This is a genomic window from Roseibacillus persicicus (assembly GCF_014651675.1).
Classification (GTDB): domain Bacteria; phylum Verrucomicrobiota; class Verrucomicrobiia; order Verrucomicrobiales; family Akkermansiaceae; genus Roseibacillus; species Roseibacillus persicicus.
Genome location: NZ_BMXI01000017.1, coordinates 25840 through 47509, shown reverse-complemented (window position 1 = coordinate 47509; position 21670 = coordinate 25840). Strand labels below are relative to the sequence as shown.

The following is a 21670-nucleotide window of genomic DNA, read 5'->3' as shown; positions in this document are numbered from 1 at the left end:
CGATGAACCTCACCGCGGCATGGGTCAGGCTTTGCCAAGCGGCGAGGTTTGATAATAACGATTACTTCGCGGCTCTAAGTGAAGCCTACACCCGCAACTCGCTCGCCTATCATAATCTTGCGCACATTGAGGACTGCTTGCTCAAGTATCAAAAGTTCTCCCACCTTGCGCATGATCCTCTCGCCGTCGAATTCGCGATTTGGTTTCACGACATCGTCTACGATCCTAAAGCCCGTAACAATGAAGAGCAGAGTGCGGTAGTCGCGAAAGAGTTTTTGAGAGGCCATGCTTTAGCAGACTCGGTTGCCGAACTCATTCTCGCCACTCGTCATCAAGAACCACTTGGCAGTCTTGACGCCCAACTGATTTGCGATATCGACCTCAGTATTTTGGGCAGCGATAGCCCGACCTATCACATCTATGCCGAGGCCATCAGGGAGGAATACGCTTGGGTTGCACCCGACGATTACAAAATCGGCCGAGCGAAAGTTCTCGAGGACTTTCTCTCCCGTCCACGAATCTATCAGCACGCTGAATTTCGGAAAAAGTATGAAAGACAGGCCCGACTCAACCTCAAGGAAGAACTCAATAGCCTCTCACCCGCCTAATGCTATTTGTCTCCTGACTCGACCTTTTCATTCTCCTTTTCGGGAACAACGTCTTCCAGTTCATCCTTGCCATCTTTCTGGGTAAACCTAGTCATGTCTATGAGTTCAAAATCACTCATGCGGTTGAAAATCTTTTGATACTGATCCCACTCTTCCTTCTTAGCCCCCGCAATACTAACAACGGCAATATCAAGGTCATTCCCCCAAAACATCGAGTAGAGAATCCGATGGCCGCCTTCAGTGGTTTCCAAGCAAATTCTTGAGAAGAGCCCTTGGTCCACGATTTCGCAAGTTCTGTGAACTTCAGTGGCCGACTTCTTCTTTTGCTCAACAAACTCCTCGATAAATTTCTGAGGAGTCTTTCCTGTTTTTTCCTCTAACCCCAGAATGGCCTGAATCCGAACTCCCGTGTCGTAGGACTTTGTCCCTTTCTCGGTGTCCTCTTTGGAAATCGTCCACATCCAAACGCTTTCGCGATGACCTTCATTGTAGAACCACTCCTTAGGCCGAAGAATCTTGCCTCCACTCGGCTCCATGACTTGGAGGACATATCCTGCGGGAACGTCATCATTAGCTTTCAAAAATCCGAACGAAAGCATCAACCCAAAAGAAACCAAGTAGTGAACCATTCGCTTGTTCACGCTTGAGAAGTTACCCGGCTCGACCACTTACGCGAGCTTCAAAGCAATCACTCTTCGATTACTTTGCCTCAGAAATATCGACTGCGAGCTCCTGAAACGCAGTATTCTCCCCCTGCTTCGTCACGGGCGAGACTTGCCAGACGATCCAACGAAACTCACCAAGGACCTTTCCTTTGGGAGCCCGACGGGAGAGGGCGGTAAAATCCTTCAACTTCTGCCCTTCCGTGCTCATGGCACCCAACGACACAAACCGACTGGAATCCGACACGTCCCAACCGGGATCCGTGGGGAGATTGCTTCCGAACAGACTCACCGACTGCCCGCCCCGACGACCCGCCTGATTGAAGGACCAACTGGTGATTGCGACAATGGATTGAGACTCTCCCAAGTCTATCTTGTAGGCTCCCTTGTCCGTCCCATTGGGGAAAATCGGTCCGAATGAGGAATCAAGGGTGCCATCGATTAGGACGCCCAACGGATTGTTCTTTGTCTCCTCACTTGCCGTCACCAAGTACGCGCTTCCCATCGGCCGCGAGGTCTCGAAACCCGGAGGCGAATCCACGGTCTCCATCACCACCCCGTCACCGATGGCATGGCGAACCACCTTGTTGGGTGCGGGTGCGGGCTTGGGTTCTTCCACGATCAAATTCCCCTTCATCACCCGCCAGTGGCCGGGGAAGGTGCAGATGAACGGATAGACTCCCGCCTCCGCAGGAGCCTCGAATATGAACTCTTGGGTTTCCTTCAGAGAAAGCAACTTGGAAGCCGCCAGAATCTTGGGACTTTCAGGCAAATAATCTTTCGCCGCACCGTCCGGTTGCGCTGCCAGTTGATCCGCTAGGGCTCCGACTTCGTCCACGCTTCCGGGAGCGAGCAGCACCCAGTTGTGCATCATGATATCGGGATTTTCGAAAACGAGGCGAACCTTGCTTCCGGGAGCCGCCCGCAACTCGGTGGGGGCAAACTGCAACTCGGCAGCAGCCTGGATGCGGAGGACGCTTCCCCTTTCGGCAACCAGCTTCTCGTATTCTTTAGCAGAAGCGCGTAGCTCTTCGAACTCGCGGGGATATCCGGTTCCGGTGAGAGCCTGCCCCACGGGATCATAGAGAAAGACCGGCGGCATGGTCTTGGTCTTCCGGCGCCCGCTTTTGAGCAAAATCTCAATCACATTGAGACCCTTCAACAGCTCCACATTCACCTGCTGGTCTCCACTCCATAGAGAGTCCTGACTAAACACCAGGCTCTCGTTCAACCGGATATCAATCGCCTTGTGTTGAATGGCAATCACCGCCGACTTGGGTTCATCGACTTGCACGAAGGTTCGGAAGAGGCCGACCCCGGGAAGTTTTTCGCGAGTGGTGGCATACTCGACCGCTTTCTTGTCACCCTTTGCTCCCAGAAACTGCCAGTGGGTCAACTGCGATTCTTCATCCACCTCCAACACTGGCACACTCCGCCCTTTGAGAGGTTCGATGCCGAGGTCGAGGTAGGTTAACGAGTTTTTCACCTCAGGAGTGAGCGGCTTGAGGTGAGTCAAAACAGCTTCCACGGCCGGATACTGGGGCCGCAGATGAGCCACGGCATCAATCACTTCATTCTGAACGCGGGGACTGGAATCACCGGCGACGGAGGTCAGGAGTTCGACCAGATTTGGAAGCTTGTCGGCCTGAATGCGAATAGTCTGCACCGCGGCTCCGCGATAGCGTTCGGACTTCGATTGCAAGAGGCGCTCAATCAACTGGGGACGAACTTCGCCCAAGCCTTCGCCGACAAAAATGGTCTCGAGAATTGCCTGCTCGTAATCAGAGCTGGATTGGTCAAGGCCTCCCAGCCAACGAGCCAAATCCACCATTCCTTCCGCACCATGCTTGCGCAGTTCAATCCGCACGTGGTGGCGCACCAAATCCATAGGGTGGGTCAGGAGCTTGCAAAGCTCGTCGAAAGAAGCACCTTCAATCTGGGGCCAGTCTTGATTGAGAGGCTTTTTGGTATTTACCACGCGCCAAATGCGACCGAAATCGTGGTCCCAATGCGGGTCGCGCATCGGGTGTTGGGCGTGGCCGATAATGGGGCTGCAAAAATCAGAAATATAAAGGGCCCCATCCATGCCGAACTCGAGGTCCGCCGGGCGGAAAGCCGCGTTGGGAGACTCGATGACGGTGAGCGGGTCTTTGCCTTTGATCATACCGGACTGGCCATCGAAGGCGGTCAAGGTCACCGCGTAACGTCCGAGCAAAGCGGCTGAAACCATGCTCTGCTGATAGCGGTCGGGGAAGTTCGGACTGGAGACAATCGCCATCCCCGATCCTTTGCCATAAGTCGCAATATTGGCGAACCGGAAGGGATGGTAGCCACCCAGTGGAGTCCAAATCAGAGAAGTGCCGTCGTAAACATGGCCATCGCCATAGGTCTGGAAAATGGATCCCCACTTGTCAAAGGCCACGTTCCAGGGATTGGGGGTGGTGTGCTGCCACTCGGTCACAATGCCACCATCCTTCATGTCCAGACGGTAGGTCGTGGCATCAATTCCCCGGTGAACACCCTGCGGGGTTTCCAATTGGGACCGATGAAAAACCCCATCACTGAAGATGATGTCGCCGAAGGGATCGGCCGCAATCATTCCGCCGTGGTGAGAGTCGGTGACGTCAATACCACGCAAGAGCTCGACCTGAGTATCAGCTCGGCCGTCTCCATCGGTATCCTTGACCAACCAGAGACGCGGTTGCTCCGAAATGATGACTCCATCATGATGAAAGGCCACCCCGTCGAGCGCATCGAGGCCGTCCATGAAGGTCGTGATCTTGTCCGCGCGCCCATCGTGGTCGGTGTCTTCCAAGATCACGATGCGATCGGGAGGAGTGAGACCTGGGACAGTGTGAGGAAACGAAGGCATGGTGACCGCCCAGAGGCGACCCCGGGCATCGAAAGCAATCTGCACCGGGTTGCGGAGCTCGGGAAATTGTTCTTCGGAGGCAAAGACGTTCACCTCGTAGCCCTCGGCCACGGTGAACTCGGCCATGGCCTCCGCCACGGGCTTGATGATGCCGGTCTTGTCACCATCACTCCGTCCCCTGCCCTCCGGCATGGGAGGCAGTGAAGGTTCAGGGATTTCGGCAAAAGTCAGAGAGGAATCTTTCACCAGACGGTGCACCACTTCTTCAGTGAGTCGAATCATCTCATGGTAGCGTGGCATCTCGTCAGCATACTCGGCAGGTCGGGCTCTGACCCCGAAGTAGACCACCCCATTCTTCGGCCGCACCACTTCCGCGACCCGCTTGTGTTTAGCTGCGGCAGCAAGAGTGACCTCGTGCAAACGTTCCGCATTGAGGTCGACAGCCATGGACCCGCCGAGAGCTTGTGCGATGGTCTTCGCCACCAAGGAGTTGCCTGCTGAATTTAAGTGAATCCCATTGTTCGTCAGGGCCGGCTCGGACTCGGTATAAGCTTTCCGTGTAACGGAAAACAGATCGATAAACTCGGCTCCCCTTTTCTTGGCCAACTCTTCAATCGCGGCGCTATATTGGGCCACGTTTTTCTGGCGTTCGGGCGAAGCATCCTCAATGGCAATGGGAGAGAGTAATACCAGACGGGCTCCGGGATGGATGTGTGAGATTTGGTCGAGGTGAACCGCATATTGCGCCTTGAAGTCGGCAAGCCCTTTCTCCCCGGCGAAGGATTCATTCAGACCATAGCCCAGCACAATGGTCTTGGCTGGCCATTCGGCTAAGAGATTCTTCATGTGCTTGGCATAACCTTCCAAGCGAAGACGGTTGCCAACCTCGTCTCCCGTCCAGGCGAGACTGCGAACTTTCAACTCGGCATCGGGATTGGCGAGCTGCAAGCGGGCCTCCAGCTCCCCCTGCTCCAAGAGACGTTCAACCATCGAATTGCCATAACAGAGGATCGTATTTTCTCCGGAGGAATCTTGAGCAGCCCCCGCATGGGAAAAGAGCGAAGAAACTGCAACCGCTAGGCAAAGAACGAATTGAGATAAGAAGGCACTGGGAGAAAAAGACATGGAGCAAGTGTCTTTACCAGCGACGGAGCCGACCCTTTACACCGAGGCAAAAGGATGAACCTTAGCCGCAACTGAATGACGAAAATCATCAAGCTTTATCCGAGCTTCGCCACGTAAACCGTGCTGCGGCTTTCACAATCCTGAATGGGATTATCGAAAGTAACAATGTGCGCCTCAGCCGAAGCAAAGACCTCTCGTAGGGCGGACAAGAAGCCCTCGTCAGGTGCATCGTCGGACCAGAGACCGAAGACGCCTTGGGGATGCAACTTGTCCGCCAAGCTCCGCAACCCTTCCGGTTCGTAGAAGGAAGCGTGGCGCTCGTGAAGCAGCTTGGTCGGGGAATGATCAATATCCAGCAGCACCGCGTGAAACCGCTTCTCGGGATCTTCGGGGGCAAAATGCACTTCGCCCTTCCCCGCGAGGGCAAGCTCGAAAAAGTCTCCGTGTACAAACTCGCACCGAGGGTCCTCACTGAGCTCTTTGCCCAAAGGAACCAAGCCCGCCTGATGCCAATCAATCACGGGCTGAAGGTAGTCGACGACATAGCAAGAGCGAACTGCTGAAAATTTGAGCGCAGCTTGCGCGGTATAACCCAAGCCCAATCCACCAACCACCACATCGAGCGAAGGCTCTGCGCTCAAGTCATCACTCGCAGCGGCCAGACCCAGATCGGAAAGAGCCTCCTCAACTACGGTAAAGAGACTCGACATCAGAAAAGCGTCCCCAAGAACCACTTCGTGAACTTCCAGATGGTCCAGGGAAGGCACCGTCCGCCGGCGCAGGCTAAGCAATCCCAGCGGAGTCTGTTGGCTATCGAGGTGTTGAAAGACCGGAGGGCGATAGGGTTTCTCAGGCGACATGGTCCTCCCTTTCTTCCCTTTCGACTTGGGAAAGACGACGGAGGTGAACTTGTCCTACCCGACGGCCATCAGTGCTGGTGACCTTCGCTTCATAGCCCTCAACGCAGAGGGTCTCACCTGGTTCAGGTAATCGGCCCAATTGCTGGGTGATGTAACCGCCAATGGTTGTGACCTCACTGGCGTCCAGGTCAAAATCTTCCAGAATGGTTTCGAGTTCGTTGACGCTGAAGGAGCCCTCAACGACAAACTCTTCCTCATTGACCCGAGTGTAACCCGCTTCCTCGTTGTCGAACTCATCCTGAATATCCCCCACCAATTCCTCCATGATATTATCCATGAAGACGAGTCCCGCAGAGTCACCATATTCATCGACCACCATCGCCAAGTGGGCGCGCTCTTTCAGGAAAAACTCCAAGAGACCGTCCAAGGGCATGGTCTCGGGCACCACCTTCAGCTCGCGTTTGATCTTGAGCAGGTCCGGGGCTTCATCGCGAACGAGCTTAAGAATGTCTTTGATATGAATCAGGCCCACCGTGTTGTCAAAGTGCCCGCGCACCAGCGGGAAGCGGGTGTGCTTGGTTCGGACCGCAATCGCCAGGTTGTCCTCGAAGGATTTCTCCAAATCGAGAGCCACAGCCTCACTACGCGGCAGCATGACTTCCTTGACGGTCATGTCGTTTAACTCCAGCGCATTGATGAGAATTTGCTTCTCGGTATTGGTAACCTCTTCGGACTCACCACTTTCGCGCACGAGCAAGGCCAACTCCTCGGAGCTGTGCACTTCGCTCTCGTCGGCAGGATCCATCTTGAAGATCCACTTGAGCAATTTGTTGGAAGTCCCCTGCAGGAAGTAAATGGCGAACCAAGTGAGCCAATAGAACCAGCTCAATGGCTTGGCCAAAATCAGGGTCGACTCCAGTGGCTTGCGAATGGCGACCGACTTGGGCAAAAGTTCGCCCACCACCACATGGAGGAAGGTGAAGGACACCAAGGCCACGATGAAAGATGTGATGCTGATCAGATCCTGGGGGAACCAGTCCAGCTGATAGAGAGTCGGAGCGACCAGACTGGCCACGAATGGTTCGGCAACGAAACCGAGGGAAAGAGAAGCCAGAGTGATCCCCAACTGGTTGGCCGAGAGATAGCCGTCGAGATTGCCGACAACTTTCTCAGCAGTGGCATAAGCCTTTCCCTTCAGCTTGCCAGCGGCCTCGACCTGGCTGGGACGGACCTTGACGATGGCAAACTCGGAGGCCACGAAGAAAGCATTGGCAAGGAGCAATACGATGCTCCAAAAAATCGACCAAAGCGCTTCAGGCAGCGTGGGATAATGATCCGAGACCTCCGCGCCTGCGGAAGCCAGCACCAATCCCATATCGTAGATCCCGCTCACAGCTTCTCAAAGACTCCCTCATCGCGCTTCTGCAGCACGGTGAAGCCTGCCTTCTTGGCATCGGTGGGAGAAAATGGCTTCGTGATTGTCGGCGAATTGACGCGACTAATCACTTTCCTGACGGGATTCTTACAGGAAAGACAGACTTCGAGCGGAGGCCGATCAACGGGCCGCCGCAACTCGAACCCTTTCGAACAGATGCGACAACTTCGCTCCGGATTATCCGGTTCTGCTGAAAGGTATTCGTAGATGGGCATTCGAGGACGGAAGGGACGGGTTGTTCACGACCCCCTTCCAAAAGTTCTGCGGACAGCCTAGCACTACCAGCTCGACTTTGTCACGCCGGGAATCATCCCTGCGGAAGCGAGCTCGCGGAAGGTAATCCGGGACATCTTGAAGCGACGCAAGTAGGCGCGGCGACGTCCGGTCAATTCACAACGGTTGACGAGGCGAGTCGGGCTCGCATCGCGTGGAAGCATGGATAGACCGACATAGTCTTTTTCCTTCTTCAGTTGGTGACGGAGATCAGCATAGCGGGCGACAGTCTTCGCCTTGCGTTCGTTACGGGCTTTCCAGCATTTTCTTGCCATGGGGGCGGAGGGAATAAGCTTTCTGGCGGTGATTTCAAGAGGTTTTTGCGAAGAATCGCACCTTTTTTCGCAATTCTCCCTCGAATCACGGGAAGCACCCCTCCCCTGACCAAAATGCGGAAATGAAAATGAGTCCACTTGAACTTACCGCAAATCTAGAGAAAGTCGCGCCATGTCAGATACTTACCCTTGCTCGCCACGCTCAGAAATCGATGGCCTCCCCTATTTTCCACGGATGGTTGAAAAGATCCGGCTCTTTGCAGCCGGCGAACTCCACCCCGAGCTGCATGCCAATCTCGGCAAGGGCATGGACCTCTGGATCTGCCAGTTTTTGGGAGTCGATTACGAGACCATCAAGGAACTCACGCTAGCCGGCGCCCCGGACTCGGAGGTTCTCGCTCAGGCTCGCGCAAAGGGTACTAAGCGCGAGGAGTATGAACTCGCTTGGTTCCGCTCCTATATCCTGAACCGGGGATTTCGTGATGATTTGAGCGAAAAGCTCGCCAGTCGAATCGAGGAATCCGGCTTTCAGGACAAGGAAGGCATCTACTCATTCTGCGACTACATTGACGCGGACGAGGGGCGCCTTTAGCTCATCCCGCCTCTTTGAATTCAGAAGGCTCGGGAAGAAAAAACCGCTTCCACGCCCCCGGCAGCCTCGCTGGGTCAATTCGGGACTACCTTTTCCCAAGCAAGCGTGATATCTCCGCAGCCGCGGGTTGCATCCATGGGAGCACCCGGGCTGCCCTCCATCCCTTCCCCTTCCGATGCTCCTCGCTGACGCTCCCGAAACCGTTTTGCCGCCGAAGACCTGGCGCACAACGGCTTTGCGGGTGCTGTTCTGGCTCTTCATGCTGTCCTTCGCCTTCGACTATCGGGCGGAGACCCCGACCACGATTTCGACGCTGGTTCAGTATGGCTTCTTGGCCATGGCAGCGGGCGTCACGGGTCTCATCGTAATCATTGGAGCGCCTTTCCTTGCGGTCCGGCCCGGGGCTTGGCTACTCGGAATCTGGGCCCTCTTTCTCGCCTTCATGGCCGGCAACGCGATTCTTCAGGACGTCCCCTTCACTCGTTTCCTGAAAACAGGTCTCCCCTTCTTCCTCACCTTTGCCGCGATGCTCAATTCGCACATCACGGCCAGCTCGGGAGTCCGGCTCGCCCACTTGGCAACTCCGGTTTTTGTCGTTGCGATGATCAATATCGTCTGGCGGATCGTCTTCGGTCTGGCCTTTACCTCCGTCGACCTGGACACCGCCCGCTCGGAAATTTTGAGTCCGGCCTTGAGCTGGTCCGCCGCCTTCATTGGATGCTCCATTCTCCTTCGCAACAAGTTCCACTGGACGATGCTCCTGGCTATTGCGGCGCTCTTTACCGCGATGCTGCTCTCTATTACGCGCTCGCTGATCTTTCCCATCACCGCCTCGGCTCTGGCCACCTCGCTTTTTTTCGCCTTCGGGCTGCAGTGGGGCGCGTTCCGCCTGCAGGATCTCTTCAAACGCATCCTTCCTGTGGTGGTGGTGGTGATTGCCGGCCTCACTCTAGTAGTGGGTATCTTCGTTGCCTTTCCTAATTCTCTCGACCGGTGGCAGGAACGTCTTTTCAGCCCGACTGACGACCGGAACATGGCCAACGACCCTTCGCTCCTGACCCGCCAGGCGGAGGCCAAAGCCATCTTCGACACCTTGGACCGAGAACCCCTCCGCTACGTCAATGGCATGGGCGTCGGAGCTTCCTTCTACTGGGACGACGACTACTTCCCGGAGCTCTACATGGTCTACGATCGGGAGGATCTCGAGCTCATGTCATCGGATATCTGGTTTGCCGGGCATTCGATCTGGACCTACTCACTATTCTCCGGCGGCTTTATCGCCCTGACGGCTTTCATCGGACTGTTTGTTGCGGCTATCGCTTTCAGCATTTCCAGTGCGGCAGCCAACGCGAGTTCGCCCGGACCGGACTATTGGCTCCTCTTTCTCCCGGCAGTAGCTTCGATCTGCATCTTGTCCGAGTCCGCGACCTCCAATCCTTTCGACGAACGTCTTTTGGGTATGATTTTCGGAGCCACTTTCAGCTTTGCCCAAGCGGGATACGTCCGGGCCTTTCATCTGCGAAATGCCGACACTCCGAACCAGCGCCCGGCCAGCCCCATTCTTTAGCAACCACCGATTTGTCCAGTCTCGCTAAATGCGCTCAATGGCTACGAGGGTGATATCGTCGATCTGGGGATGGCTGCCGGCAAAGTCTTTCAACTCGGCGGGTAATCCGCCCACCACTCCTTCCGCACCATTCACTGCGAGAGCAGCAAAGCGCTCACGGAGGCGCTCCTTGCCGAATTCCTGCCCTTTGGTGTTCTCGGCTTCGTTGACCCCATCGGTATAGAAGAGAAGAACATCTCCTGAATTCATCTCGATCTCCAACTCCTTTAATACCCGCTCAAAGACTGGACCCCGATCGATCCCAAGCGCTAGCCCACCGGGCTTCACGACCTCGACCGTCCCCTCTTCTTTGCGGTAAAGCAGCGGAGCATCATGGCCGGCGCGCGCCAGGGTAATCTTTCCGGTGCCATTTTCCAGCTGGGCGTAGGCCGCACTGACAAACATGTCCTCCCTCACATCCGCAAAGACCTGCCGATTGAGAGCTGCCAGCGTCTCACTAGGGCTATTGGCCACCAAGGCATGCGCCCGCAAGGCGCTACGGCAACTGGCCATCACCAGTCCTGCGGCCACCCCCTTACCGGAAACGTCGGCAATGACGACACCATGCCGCTCATCGGCCAAATCCACGAAATCAAAGTAGTCCCCGCTGATCAACCGCGCAGCAAAGTTGATTCCCCGGACACGATAGCCGGGCCAATCGGGATTGCGGTCAGGGAGAAGAACTTTCTGGACCTCTTGTGCGGTGCGCAACTCATCGTCCATGCGCCGCTTCTCCTGCACCTCCCGATGCAATAGCGCATTGCCCAGTCCGAAGGCAGACTGCTCGGCGGCAGAACGAAAAATATCCCAATCATTGCTGGAGAATCGTCGATCTTTGCGAACCGCGGAAAGAACCCCGAAGACCTTCCCGGCATGGGAGAGCGGGACTCCGAAGTAATCTTCAATTCCATCGGGCAAAGGCTGCTCTCCCCTCGCCCAGCGGCAACCGGCCACCTCATCGAGGACCGTATCCAAAAATTCCCCCTCACGTGGTACCCGCCCCAATCGCAACCACTTGCGCGTCGCCTCCTCGCCTTCCAACCGCGCCTCTTTCGGCACGGTGATCAAGGCCGGACAAGTCTTGCTAAGATGACCTGGCGAAAACTCTTCGTCATTCAAGAGGTAGAGAGCGGCCCCATCGGCGTTCAGCACTTCCTCGATTCCTTCGACGATTGTACGATAAAGGTGGGCAAGCGAACGCTCCTCGGCGATTGACTCGCCGAGATGATGCAAGAAATCGAACATCCTGTGCTCCTCGGCATCGATCGCCGCAAGCTCATGCTCACGAATCCGAAGCCTTTTTCGCAAGAGCGAAAACCGCCACACCAGCAGCCCCAATAACAGCAAGCCCCCCGCTACTAACCACCATTCTCGATCGGTCATTGCAAGGTTGCCCGATTGGGCTTTCAGCCAGCTTGTCGTGCTGAAACCTCTTTTTCCAGCACGTCTAAAACAGCGTCAAATTTCTTGTGATTTCGGTCGTCGACTTCGCAGAGCTTGCGATGCGCTTCCAGGACTTCCTCGGCGGCCGCAGCCCCATCACGGGCACCGTCCCAATCCTTGAGACCGTTGCGAATGGCCTCCAAGTCATTGCTCCACTCGGAGGCTCCGTCCTCATTCTCCATTTCCAAAATCGCATCCAGCCCCAGATCCACCAGTGAGTCCCGGTTCCGGTCTGAGAGTCCGACAATGGCCAAACGACCTTCCCGCTCCATCAAACGCCCGGCCAAACCGGCCAAGGTTCCCATGAAAGTCGAGTCCATCGCAGGACAAGTATCCAAATCGACGACCACAGCCTCGCAGGTCCCGCTCTCCAGACACCCTTCCACGTACTCTTTAAGGCGCGGGCTGCTCATGAAATTACCCTTGCCTTGGACTCTCACCCATTTGGAGCCCTCTACCTCACCTACCGCTATGGAGTCTGATTTTGCCACTCTTACAGATGTCTTCGACATCGGGGAACTAAAGTCCGAAAGGTAACCAACTTTCAGACAATCGTCAATCAAACCCGACTCATCGGACACTCTTTTTCCAGAAAAGACATTCTCATGATATCGAGCAGTCATCTTGTGGGTTAGGACGGCTGAAAACGGGGTTTTATTCGCCATCGTATGAATTCCCCTACTCCCAGAGAAAAGATTTCTCTTCACCCAGCAAATTCCCGCCCTGCGAAAGCGTCATTCGCCACGCCAAAACCCGGCCACCCTTTCGATAGGAATCACCTGCCACCGAGAACTCGACCACCCCTGTTCCCTCGTCCGCCGGAACGGTCTGGGTGACGGCTAGCACCTTGCTCGCGGTTGCCGCTTGACGATATTGAAAACGAATCTGCACCAGTCCCCCGACCGGATTGGCCCGCCAGCGAACGGAATAGTATTGCCCCTTCCGCTTTTCCCGATCCTCTTGCTCCACGGCTCCGTAGAGACGCTTCTGGATCTCACCCCGCACCATCAGGTCCTCGCTCCAGCCGGGATCGGTGTCCCGAACGGTGAACTGTTTGACCGCGAGAGGGTCGTGATTGCTACAACTCGCCAGAATCAATCCCATACAGCCTGCCCAACCAATCGCCTTCATGGGGCAATCTTCCTTCCCAATCTGGAATTCCTCAATTATTGATTGGGGCATCACGATGATGCCTCCTGCCGTCCGAGAAAAACTCGATGCCTTTATCCGTTCCAAAGGGCTGCGCCAAACCGCGCAGCGCGATGCCATTGTGGAGCTCATTTTTGCCTCTGAAGATCACTTCACCGCCGAGGAGCTTTTCGACCGGTTCCGGAAAAAGGGTTCCTCGGCCTCGCGTGCCACTCTCTATCGCACTCTCTCTTTATTAACCGAGGCGGACCTCCTTCACGAAATCGATCTGGGGGACGGACAGACAACCTACGACCCCAACTTTCTCGACCGTCCCACGCACAATCATCTGGTCTGCATCGACTGCGGCAAAGTGCTGGAGTTCGAAGACGATCATCTGGAGGTTCTCAACGACTGCCTGACCCGGCGACTGGGCTTCCGCCCCGTCAAACAATCCCTCCGCATCGAGGCCTCCTGCGACCAGCTGCGCACCAAGGGCCAGTGCCCGAATCTAATCCAAGCCCGACTGGAAGGAAAGCGGCTGCCGAATCGCAAGAAGTAAGGCAAAGCTGGCGCGGTTCTCCCCTCGCAATTGACGCAGGCCACGTTAGAGTGCGACGCAACTTCCTATGCGTCGCTACTTCCCACTTCTGCTCGCTCTCGCCCTCTTCGTCGCGGGTCTCATCTTTTTCCTTTTGCCAAAGGACACGCCCACGCCACCGGCTCCCACCCCGCCGCCGACGCTGCCCACTGGCCCGGCCCTTTCTTCCCTGGCGGAAACTCCTGATTGGAGCGCCCTTGAGACCATCGACAACCAGCTTTCCAGCACGGAATTCATGTCCGACTTAGTGGGAATCTTTGCCCTGCCGAATTCTTGGCAAAGCTCCATCAAGGTCGAAGACGAGAGCGTGGTCGTGCGCCACCATCACGGCCCCGACGGCGGCTTCACCCGCCTCCCTTTCCCCGAACAACCCCAGGAACCCAATTCCCTGCCCCCCTTGGACCAGATGCACATCGCCATCGACCCGGGACACATCGGCGGGGACTACGCGGTGCTCGAGCAACGCAACTTTGCCCCGTTCGGCGACGACCCTGATCAAATGCCCGTTCGCGAGGGTGAACTGGCCCTGGCCACCGCGCTCCATCTCAAGCCTTTGCTGGAAGAAATGGGGGCCAAGGTGACCCTTGTTCGGGAGACCAACGAGCCCGTCACCCAAAGTCGCCCCGAGGACTTTCTTCCCGATTTCCCCGACCGGCTAATGGCCGAAAAAATCTTCTACCGCACGGCCGAGATTCGAGCTCGCGGCGAGTTGGTGAACGAAGTCATTCAGCCCGACCTCGTTCTGTGCCTCCACTACAATGCCGAGGCGTGGAATGACGAGGAGAACCCTTGGGCGGAAAGAAACCATTTCCACGTCCTCCTCCATGGCGCTTACATGGCGGAGGAGCTCGCTTTGGACGACCAACGCTTCGAGATGATGCGCCACCTGCTCAACCGGACAACCCGTCGGGCCCTGCCACTGGCCCAGACCATCTCCGACGTCTTTCTTCGCGACACGGGATTGGTGCCTTTTCAATACACTCCCGCAGCGCCTGCGATTCAGGTCGATGCCACCCGGCCCATCTTTGCCCGCAACCTCCTGGCGAACCGAATCTACGAAGCTCCCACCATTTTCCTGGAACCCTACGTGATGAATCATCGCGAGGTCTATGATCGTGTTCAGCTGGGTGACTACGAAGGTTTCCGCGAAATCGACGGGGTCAAGCGACGCTCTCTCGTGCGGGAGTATGCCCAAGCCGTGGCCAATGGCTTCACCGAATTCTACACCAATCCTCCTCACTGATTGCCCCCATGAATCCCACCCTCCTCATTGCCGGAAACGGTTACCTCGGACAGGCTGTTTGCGAACAAGCACGTGCACGCAATTGGGAAGTCATCACCTTGTCCAAGTCGGGCGAAGGCTCGGACCACGGCGTCGACTTCACCGACCCGGCCGCCCTCCTGACTCTGGCCAAGAACGTTTCTCCCCCCACCCACATTCTCGCCAGCGCCTCCTCTGGTCGCGGCGGTCCGGACGCCTACCGGAAGGTCTTTCTCGAAGGCACAAACTGCCTCCTCGAGACCTTTTCCGAGGCCAAACTCACCTTCATCTCGTCGACCTCGGTCTATCGCCAGACCGATGGCAGCACCGTCGATGAAGAGAGCCCGCTCGCCGGTCACACCGCGACCTCAACCATTCTTCTCGAAGCGGAAAAAACCGTCCTCGCAGCAGGGGGAACCTCGTTACGGCTCTCTGGCATCTACGGCCCGCATCGCAGTGTGATCCTGAAACGATTTCTAAGCGGAGAAGCCACCTTGGAGGAAACCACTGCCGGCCTGGGGATCCGGATCCTCAATCAAATCCACCGCGACGATGCCGCCCGCGCCATTCTTCATCTCATCGAGAAGGAGAAATCCGGACTCTACAACGTCAGCGACAACGAGCCCACCAGCCAGCTAGCGACCTATCAGCAACTCGCGGACAAGCTCAAGCTCCCCCTCCCCCCAACCGCGCCTCCCAACCCCAATTCCAAACGTGGCTGGACCCACAAAGCGGTCTCCAACCACAAGCTCCAGGCCACGGGATGGAACCCTGAATTTCCCAGCTTCCTCTCGGCGGTGGACGAGTTGCTCCCCACAATCGAACGCTCGTAGTAACAACCGGACCGGACTTTCTTGTCCCCCGCCTCAGCTATCTCGCTATCCTCAAGCCTTTCCCTTCACTGAATCGACAGTCTTCAACTACGAACTTGTGTATACATGAATATCGAGGCCCAAATCCAGAAAGTAGGTGATTCGCTAGGTATCATTTTACCGACGGAAGCTTTGCAACAGCTCAATGGCAAGGAAGGCACAACCGTCTACCTCACTGACAGTGGGGAGGGTTCGGTAACAATCAATCAGAGTAGTTCGGACCTTGAACAAATTGTGAAGCTCACGGAAGAAGGCTTGGACCAGTATCGCAACGCTCTCAATGAATTAGCCAAATGACCGAACCACATTTTTCTGGGGCAACCTCAGCAGCTTTTTCATTACGAGAAAGCCAATCTGTTTCAGTTAGCCGCCAGCTACGCTCACGGCATCGTTAAGAACCATCCTTTCGCAGACGGCAACAAGCGCACAGGATTCATGGCTGCTTACGTTTTCCTCAGAATGAATGGTCAAGCCCTACAAGCCCCCGAGGTTGAAGCGGTCACCCATACCCTTGGACTTGCAGCCAGCACTTTGACTCAGCAGGACTACGCGAATTGGCTGGAAAAATACTGCGAAGCCCCATAGGGAAAGACGCCATGGCCTAGCGTCTGCTCCGCCTTCTTTCTCCTCCTCCCATGACCGTTACCACTCTTCTGCAAGACCTCGTTCGCGTCCCGTCGGTCAATCCCGACGCCGTTCCGGATTCCCCCTATTCCGGCGAAAAGGCGATGGCAGACTTTTTGGCTCCCTTGCTGAGTTCATGGGGCTTTACCGTGACGCTGGAGGAGATTCTGCCAGGCCGCCCCAATCTCATCGCGCGCGCCCCCGGCCCCACGGACCGACCCCGTATCCTTCTCGGCCCCCACCTCGACACCGTCGCAATCGACGGCATGACGGTCGATCCTTTCGCAGCCGAGATTCGCGATGGAAAGATCTGGGGGCGCGGCACCTCCGACACCAAGGGCCCGATGGCCGCCATGCTCTTTGCTCTTTTCCAAAACAATGACCGCCTGGCCGACCTCCCGGTCGCGGTGGACTTCGTGGGCTTTATGGGCGAGGAATCCCATCAACCGGGCTCCAAACATTTCGCCAAACATCATGCGGGTGAGTATGAATTCGCGCTGGTGGGCGAGCCGACTTCGCTCGACTTCGTCCACGTGACCAAGGGTTCGCTCTGGGCCACGGTGGAAACCACCGGCAAAGCGACGCACGCCTCGCAGCCACACTTGGGCGAAAATGCCATTCTCAAACTCACTGCCTCGCTCGATCTTCTCAATCGCAAGCTCACCAACCGGCTGACCACATACACCCACCCCATCCTCGAGCATTCCACGCTCAATATCGGCACCATCACGGGCGGCAGCAGCCCTAACATCGTGCCTGACTTCGCGGCCGCCACTCTCGACATCCGCTTCACCCCCGACCTCGCACAAGCCGGTGGAGCCAAACAGTTGCTGGAGCAAATGATTGCGGAATTCAAGCTTCCCCTCACCATCACCGACGCCAGCGAAGCCCCTCCCATGGAGGTCAAAGCAGACCATCCCTGGCTGCAAAAATTCGCGACCGCCCTGCCCGGGAGCAAACTGGTGGGTGCTCCCTGGTTCTCGGATGCGGCCCATCTCAATGACGCCGGCCTTCCAGCAGTTTGCATCGGGCCCGGCTCCATCGACCAGGCCCACACGGCCGACGAATTCATACGCGTGAGCGACTTGGAGGACGGGGTCGACTTCTTTTCCCTGCTCATCGCGGCACTGTAGACCTCCTCTCTAACAGCAGAAAAAGTTGCGCTGCAGACTCAAAGACTCGCTTGCATCCTAACGGAGGAGACTTAGATTGGCCGAGTCATGAAAAAAGCAATCCTAGGAACACTCGCCGGCCTCGCTCTTCTCTCTTCTTCACAGGTCGGAGCCCACTGCCAGATCCCTTGCGGAATCTATGATGACAACAATGTCATCCAGTCCATGCACACGGACTTCGTCACTATCGAGAAGGCTAGCAAAACCATTATCGAGCTCCAGAAAGACCCCTCCGCCAACGCGCACCAGCTCACCCGTTGGATCATGAACAAGGAGTCGCACGCCCAGTCCATCCAAGACAAGGTTCTCAACTACTTCCTCGCCCAGCGCCTGAAGCCTACCACCATCGATGCCGAGGCCGAGGCCTATCACGAAAAGCTCCGCCTCTGCCACAGCATCATCGTCACCGCCATGAAGTGCAAGCAGTCCACCGACGCTGCCGAGGTGCAAAAGCTTCACGACCTTCTCCACGACTTCGAGAAGGAATTCGGCACCAAAGAAGAGGCGAAATAAAACGCCCCGCTTCCAAAACCTTTCCACAAAAAAAGCCCTCCAGTGACGGAGGGCTTTTTTATTGAAACGAGTCTCTAGGAGGCTTCTCTAGTCGAGGGTGTAGGCGGCCTCGCCATGCTCCTCGAAGTCGAGTCCGTTCTGCTCGGCTTCGTCAGAAACCCGCAGCCCGGTGACCTTTTTGACGATAAACACAATCGCCACCGTAGCGACCAAGGACCACACGATGGTGATCGCGAGAGACTTCACCTGCACTCCAAACTGAGCCAGCATATTGAAGTCACCACCGACGCCGCCCAGACTTTCGTGCCCGAGGAAGGCCACCAGCAGCGTGCCCAGAATCCCGCCCACTCCATGGACCGCAAAGACATCGAGCGAGTCGTCGATTTTGAGCCCATTTCGAATCAGGCCGCACATGAAGTAACAAATCACCCCTGCAAGGAAACCTAGCAGAATCGCCCCCATGGGCCCGACATGACCCGAGGCTGGAGTGATAGTCGCCATTCCCGCCACCATGCCAGTGACGACTCCGACGAGGCCGGACTTCCCTGTCTTCAAGCGCTCGACAACGGCCCAAGTCAAGGACGCCGTCGCGGCGGAAAGGTGAGTGACCAGCATCGTCATCCCCGCCGAACCATTGGCCGCCAGTTGACTACCGGCATTGAATCCGAACCAGCCCACCCAGAGCATCGAAGCCCCAATCATGACCATGCCGGGATTGTGCGGCGGCTGCAGTTTGTTGGGAAATCCGGTACGGGTCCCCAGCATCTTGGCCAAAACAAGAGCAGACACCCCCGCAGTGGCGTGAACGACGATGCCGCCCGCCAAGTCAAAAGCTCCCCACTTGAACATCAGTCCCTCACTCGCCCACACCCAGTGCACAGCAGGCGCATAGACCACGATTAACCAAAGGGCGGAAAACAGGAGCACCGCCGAGAACTTCATCCGCTCCACCAGAGCTCCCACAATCAGACCGGGGGTGATGATCGCGAAGGTCATTTGAAACATAATGAAGACCGACTCGGGAATTTCCCCCGAGAGACTGTCAACCCCCACCCCTTTCAAGAAGGCTTTGTCCAAATTGCCGATCCAGTCATTTCCACCGCTGAAGGCCAAACTGTAGCCCACCGCCACCCAGACTAAAGAAGCCAGACAGGCCACCGAAAAGCACTGCATGAGCACCGAGAGAACATTCTTGGACCTCACCAAGCCTCCATAAAAAAGCGCGAGACCCGGCAAAGTCATGAAGAGCACTAGCACGGTGGCGGTGATCATCCAGGCGGTATCGCCGCTATTGAGGGAGGGGCTTGCCTCCTGTGCCGACAGGCTTCCCGCTCCCAATAAAAAGGCTCCGAGCAGCCATCCATTCCTCTTCCAAGTATTAATTTCGTTCATGGTTTGGTGGAGCGAAAAGAGCAGATTTCAAGCTTTGAGACCAATTGAAACTCAATTTGTGACTGATTATTAATGAACTGCGACAAGTTTTCAAACTTGGCACGGCCTCTGCTTTTTCTGGTTTTGACTCAATTAAATCCAGTCAAATAACACCATGATATCACTACGATCAAAACTCCCGTGGCTTCTAGCCCCGATTGCGATGGCGAGCACGGCTTTCGGCCAAGAACAAGATGCGGACTACGTCGCACTCGTCGAGGCTCAAGGGGATGCCGCTTACGCGTTCGACTTCTTCACAACCTCGATGCTCTGGACCTGCATAGCTGCTGCGATGGTTTTCATCATGCACCTGGGTTTCGCCACTTTGGAAGCGGGACTCACCCAGAAGAAGAACACGGTAAACATTCTCTTTAAGAACGTCTGGATTATCTCCATCGGTCTTCTGACCTATGCCTTGATGGGTTTCAACACTCACTACCCTGTCGATAGCTGGCAGATTCCCGGCATCCTCGGCATCAACGGACCCATCAGTGGTCTGGGTGGCGGCGAGAACGACACTTTCGCCTACGGCGGCACCGCACTGGCCATGACTGCCTACGGTGACTTCATCTTCCAAGCCATGTTCGCCGCGACCGCCGCGACCATCGTTTCTGGTGCAATTGCAGAGCGTGCCAAGCTCGGCACCTTCATGATTTACTCCACCATCCTGGTGGCTGTTGGTTACACCGTTGCTGGTTCTTGGCACTGGGGTGGCGGCTGGCTCTCCTCTCTCAAAGTTCCTTTCAAGGACTTCGCGGGTTCGACTGTCGTTCACGGATTCGGTGGTGCTGCCGCTCTTGCCGCAGTTCTCATTCTTGGACCACGCAAAGGCAAATACACCGCTGCTGGGGTTAAGCCTATCCTCGGTCACAGCATGCCTCTCGCTGCTATCGGTGTCTTCCTCCTCTTCTTCGGATGGTTCGGCTTCAACGGAGGTTCTGTCCTCTCTGCAGCTCCCGGACCTCTTGGTCTCGTGTTCGTCACCACCGCACTTGCTGCAGCTGCTGGCGCCCTGACTTCCATCTTCACTTCGATGATTGTCCTCAAGAAGCCTGACTTCTCCATGGCTCTCAATGGTATCCTCGCTGGTCTTGTCAGCATCACTGCTGGAGCCGATGTGGTTGGTCCTTGGGCCGCCGTTGCCATGGGTGCCGTGGGTGGTGTGATTGTGGTCTTCTCCATTCTCTTCTTCGACAAGATCAAAATCGACGACCCAGTGGGTGCGATTTCGGTTCACGGTATCTGCGGAATCTGGGGAACGCTTTCCCTGGCCTTCTTCAACACCGAGTTCAGCATCGTTTCCCAGCTCATCGGTATCGTAGGAGTCTACGCTTTCGCGTTCGTCTTCTCCTTCGCTCTCTTCTTCATCCTCAAGCTCATCATGGGTGTCCGGGTTAGCGAAGAAGAAGAAGCAGAAGGCCTCGACGTGGCCGAGCACGGTATCCCTGCTTACACCGAGTAATCTTCTTTCAATAGTTCGATTCGTTCATGCATCAGAAGCGGCCGGGAAACCGGCCGCTTTTTCTTTGCCCCCTGCCCACTTTCCCCTATTTCCTGTCCATCCACCTCCTCATCGACAACTCCAATACCCGCACGAAGTTCGCCGTGGCAGACGATGACCGCATCCTCGACTGGCGGGCCGTCATCCCCACCGCCGAGCTGAGTCGCGAGACCATCGTTGCCGCCCTTCCGGAGTTTATCCTCGAACAAGCCACGATTTGCTCCGTTGTTCCTTTAAAGGCAGAACTCCTGGAAGCGACGCTCAACGAACTGGGCATCGCCACCCATGTGGTGAGCTACCAGAGCAGGCTTCCCATCTCCATCGATTATCCCAAGCCGGCCCAAATCGGCCCCGACCGGCTCGCCAACGCAGCCGCGCTTGCTCCCTTGCAGCAATCGGCCATCGTAATCGACTTTGGCACCGCTGTAACCTTCGATGTCGTATCAGCGACCCACGGAGGCACCTACTTGGGAGGGGTGATTGCCCCCGGGCTCGGTGCCCTTCGCGACGACCTCCACCAGCGGACCGCCCTGCTCCCCCGCATTGACCTCAACGAACCTCCCAGCGCGATTGGCAAATCCACCGAACACGCGATGCAAGTTGGAGCCGTCATCGGCTACCGAGGCTTGATTCGGGAAATATTAAAAGCCCTCACGACCGAGCTTCCTGAAACTCCCCAAATTCATGCCACTGGTGGCGATGCCGCCTTAATCGCCTCCAAAATGCCCGAGATCACACAAGTGAACGCTCACCTTACCCTCGAAGGCATTCTGAAAATTGGCCTTTTAAACGCCTAAGAAACAAAGCTGGAATAGA

The 21670-nt window shown here is 56.3% G+C and carries 22 protein-coding genes; 12 read left to right on the top strand and 10 right to left on the bottom strand.

The genetic code is table 11. From position 1 onward, the window contains the following. Positions 1-2 precede the first annotated feature (2 nt). Positions 3-608 carry an HD domain-containing protein gene (locus IE099_RS17415; protein WP_189572845.1) on the top strand — a complete coding sequence of 202 codons (606 nt, stop codon included), beginning with the start codon at positions 3-5 and terminating at the stop codon, positions 606-608. Between the two features lie 2 nt (positions 609-610). Here IE099_RS17415 and IE099_RS17410 read toward each other — a convergent pair whose 3' ends face one another. The 6 genes from IE099_RS17410 to rpsN all read right to left on the bottom strand — a co-directional run bounded on the left by IE099_RS17410 (position 611) and on the right by rpsN (position 8110). After that, entirely contained in the window at positions 611-1249 is a 639-nt protein-coding gene (locus tag IE099_RS17410; RefSeq protein WP_189572842.1) for a hypothetical protein, read from the bottom strand. Positions 1250-1307: 58 nt separating this feature from the next. Next, the gene (locus tag IE099_RS17405) at positions 1308-5132 is read right to left on the bottom strand and encodes a DUF7133 domain-containing protein (RefSeq protein ID WP_229809572.1); all 3825 of its coding nucleotides are present in this window, start codon (positions 5130-5132) and stop codon (positions 1308-1310) included. A 230-nt stretch (positions 5133-5362) separates the two neighbouring features. Further along, positions 5363-6127 carry a class I SAM-dependent methyltransferase gene (locus IE099_RS17400; RefSeq protein WP_189572836.1) on the bottom strand — a complete coding sequence of 255 codons (765 nt, stop codon included), beginning with the start codon at positions 6125-6127 and terminating at the stop codon, positions 5363-5365. Next, positions 6117-7520 (bottom strand): hemolysin family protein, encoded by a 1404-nt coding sequence (locus IE099_RS17395; protein ID WP_189572832.1) that lies wholly within the window; start codon positions 7518-7520, stop codon positions 6117-6119. The genes IE099_RS17400 and IE099_RS17395 overlap by 11 nt, the downstream gene beginning before the upstream one ends. After that, positions 7517-7777, bottom strand: a complete 261-nt coding sequence (locus IE099_RS17390; protein ID WP_189572830.1) for an FmdB family zinc ribbon protein — start codon at positions 7775-7777, stop codon at positions 7517-7519. Before IE099_RS17390 ends, IE099_RS17395 begins: the two co-directional genes overlap by 4 nt. Before the next feature lie 63 nt (positions 7778-7840). Further along, complete coding sequence (gene rpsN / locus IE099_RS17385) at positions 7841-8110, bottom strand: 30S ribosomal protein S14 (protein WP_189572827.1); 270 nt, start codon at positions 8108-8110, stop codon at positions 7841-7843. A 172-nt stretch (positions 8111-8282) separates the two neighbouring features. On the opposite strand from rpsN, the gene IE099_RS17380 reads away from it, so the two are divergent. Continuing rightward, positions 8283-8702 carry a DUF5069 domain-containing protein gene (locus IE099_RS17380; RefSeq protein ID WP_189572823.1) on the top strand — a complete coding sequence of 140 codons (420 nt, stop codon included), beginning with the start codon at positions 8283-8285 and terminating at the stop codon, positions 8700-8702. 175 nt (positions 8703-8877) lie between these two features. Continuing rightward, positions 8878-10269: a hypothetical protein gene (locus IE099_RS17375; RefSeq protein WP_189572820.1), complete on the top strand. Its 1392-nt coding sequence runs from the start codon at positions 8878-8880 to the stop codon at positions 10267-10269. A gap of 24 nt (positions 10270-10293) precedes the next feature. Here the strand turns inward: IE099_RS17375 and IE099_RS17370 are convergent, their stop codons facing one another. The 3 genes from IE099_RS17370 to IE099_RS17360 form a co-directional block, all read right to left on the bottom strand. After that, the gene (locus tag IE099_RS17370; RefSeq protein WP_189572817.1) at positions 10294-11691 is read right to left on the bottom strand and encodes a PP2C family protein-serine/threonine phosphatase; all 1398 of its coding nucleotides are present in this window, start codon (positions 11689-11691) and stop codon (positions 10294-10296) included. A 23-nt stretch (positions 11692-11714) separates the two neighbouring features. Continuing rightward, complete coding sequence (locus tag IE099_RS17365; RefSeq protein ID WP_189572814.1) at positions 11715-12263, bottom strand: STAS domain-containing protein; 549 nt, start codon at positions 12261-12263, stop codon at positions 11715-11717. A 166-nt stretch (positions 12264-12429) separates the two neighbouring features. After that, complete coding sequence (locus IE099_RS17360; RefSeq protein WP_189572811.1) at positions 12430-12933, bottom strand: hypothetical protein; 504 nt, start codon at positions 12931-12933, stop codon at positions 12430-12432. A 4-nt stretch (positions 12934-12937) separates the two neighbouring features. Here IE099_RS17360 and IE099_RS17355 point away from each other — a divergent pair, with 4 nt between their 5' ends. From IE099_RS17355 to IE099_RS17325, 7 genes are all read left to right on the top strand, one after another. Then, positions 12938-13441, top strand: coding sequence for a Fur family transcriptional regulator (locus IE099_RS17355; protein ID WP_229809570.1), 504 nt, complete (start codon positions 12938-12940; stop codon positions 13439-13441). A 67-nt stretch (positions 13442-13508) separates the two neighbouring features. Next, positions 13509-14723, top strand: coding sequence for an N-acetylmuramoyl-L-alanine amidase family protein (locus IE099_RS17350; RefSeq protein WP_189572807.1), 1215 nt, complete (start codon positions 13509-13511; stop codon positions 14721-14723). A gap of 8 nt (positions 14724-14731) precedes the next feature. Then, positions 14732-15574, top strand: a complete 843-nt coding sequence (locus IE099_RS17345) for an NAD-dependent epimerase/dehydratase family protein (protein WP_189572804.1) — start codon at positions 14732-14734, stop codon at positions 15572-15574. 105 nt (positions 15575-15679) lie between these two features. Continuing rightward, the gene (locus IE099_RS17340) at positions 15680-15910 is read left to right on the top strand and encodes an AbrB/MazE/SpoVT family DNA-binding domain-containing protein (RefSeq protein ID WP_189572801.1); all 231 of its coding nucleotides are present in this window, start codon (positions 15680-15682) and stop codon (positions 15908-15910) included. Positions 15911-15919: 9 nt separating this feature from the next. Beyond that, complete coding sequence (locus IE099_RS17335) at positions 15920-16198, top strand: type II toxin-antitoxin system death-on-curing family toxin (protein WP_189573060.1); 279 nt, start codon at positions 15920-15922, stop codon at positions 16196-16198. A gap of 50 nt (positions 16199-16248) precedes the next feature. Continuing rightward, positions 16249-17370, top strand: coding sequence for a M20 family metallopeptidase (locus tag IE099_RS17330; RefSeq protein ID WP_189572798.1), 1122 nt, complete (start codon positions 16249-16251; stop codon positions 17368-17370). Between the two features lie 87 nt (positions 17371-17457). Next, on the top strand, positions 17458-17922 hold the full coding sequence (locus IE099_RS17325; RefSeq protein ID WP_189572795.1) for a superoxide dismutase [Ni]: 465 nt from the start codon (positions 17458-17460) through the stop codon (positions 17920-17922). Positions 17923-18009: 87 nt separating this feature from the next. On the opposite strand, the gene IE099_RS17320 is transcribed toward IE099_RS17325, so the two are convergent. Continuing rightward, positions 18010-19314 (bottom strand): ammonium transporter, encoded by a 1305-nt coding sequence (locus tag IE099_RS17320; RefSeq protein ID WP_189572792.1) that lies wholly within the window; start codon positions 19312-19314, stop codon positions 18010-18012. Between the two features lie 154 nt (positions 19315-19468). On the opposite strand from IE099_RS17320, the gene IE099_RS17315 reads away from it, so the two are divergent. After that, on the top strand, positions 19469-20815 hold the full coding sequence (locus IE099_RS17315; RefSeq protein ID WP_189572789.1) for an ammonium transporter: 1347 nt from the start codon (positions 19469-19471) through the stop codon (positions 20813-20815). 26 nt (positions 20816-20841) lie between these two features. Then, positions 20842-21651 (top strand): type III pantothenate kinase, encoded by an 810-nt coding sequence (locus IE099_RS17310; protein WP_189572786.1) that lies wholly within the window; start codon positions 20842-20844, stop codon positions 21649-21651. The last annotated feature ends 19 nt before the right edge of the window (positions 21652-21670 follow it).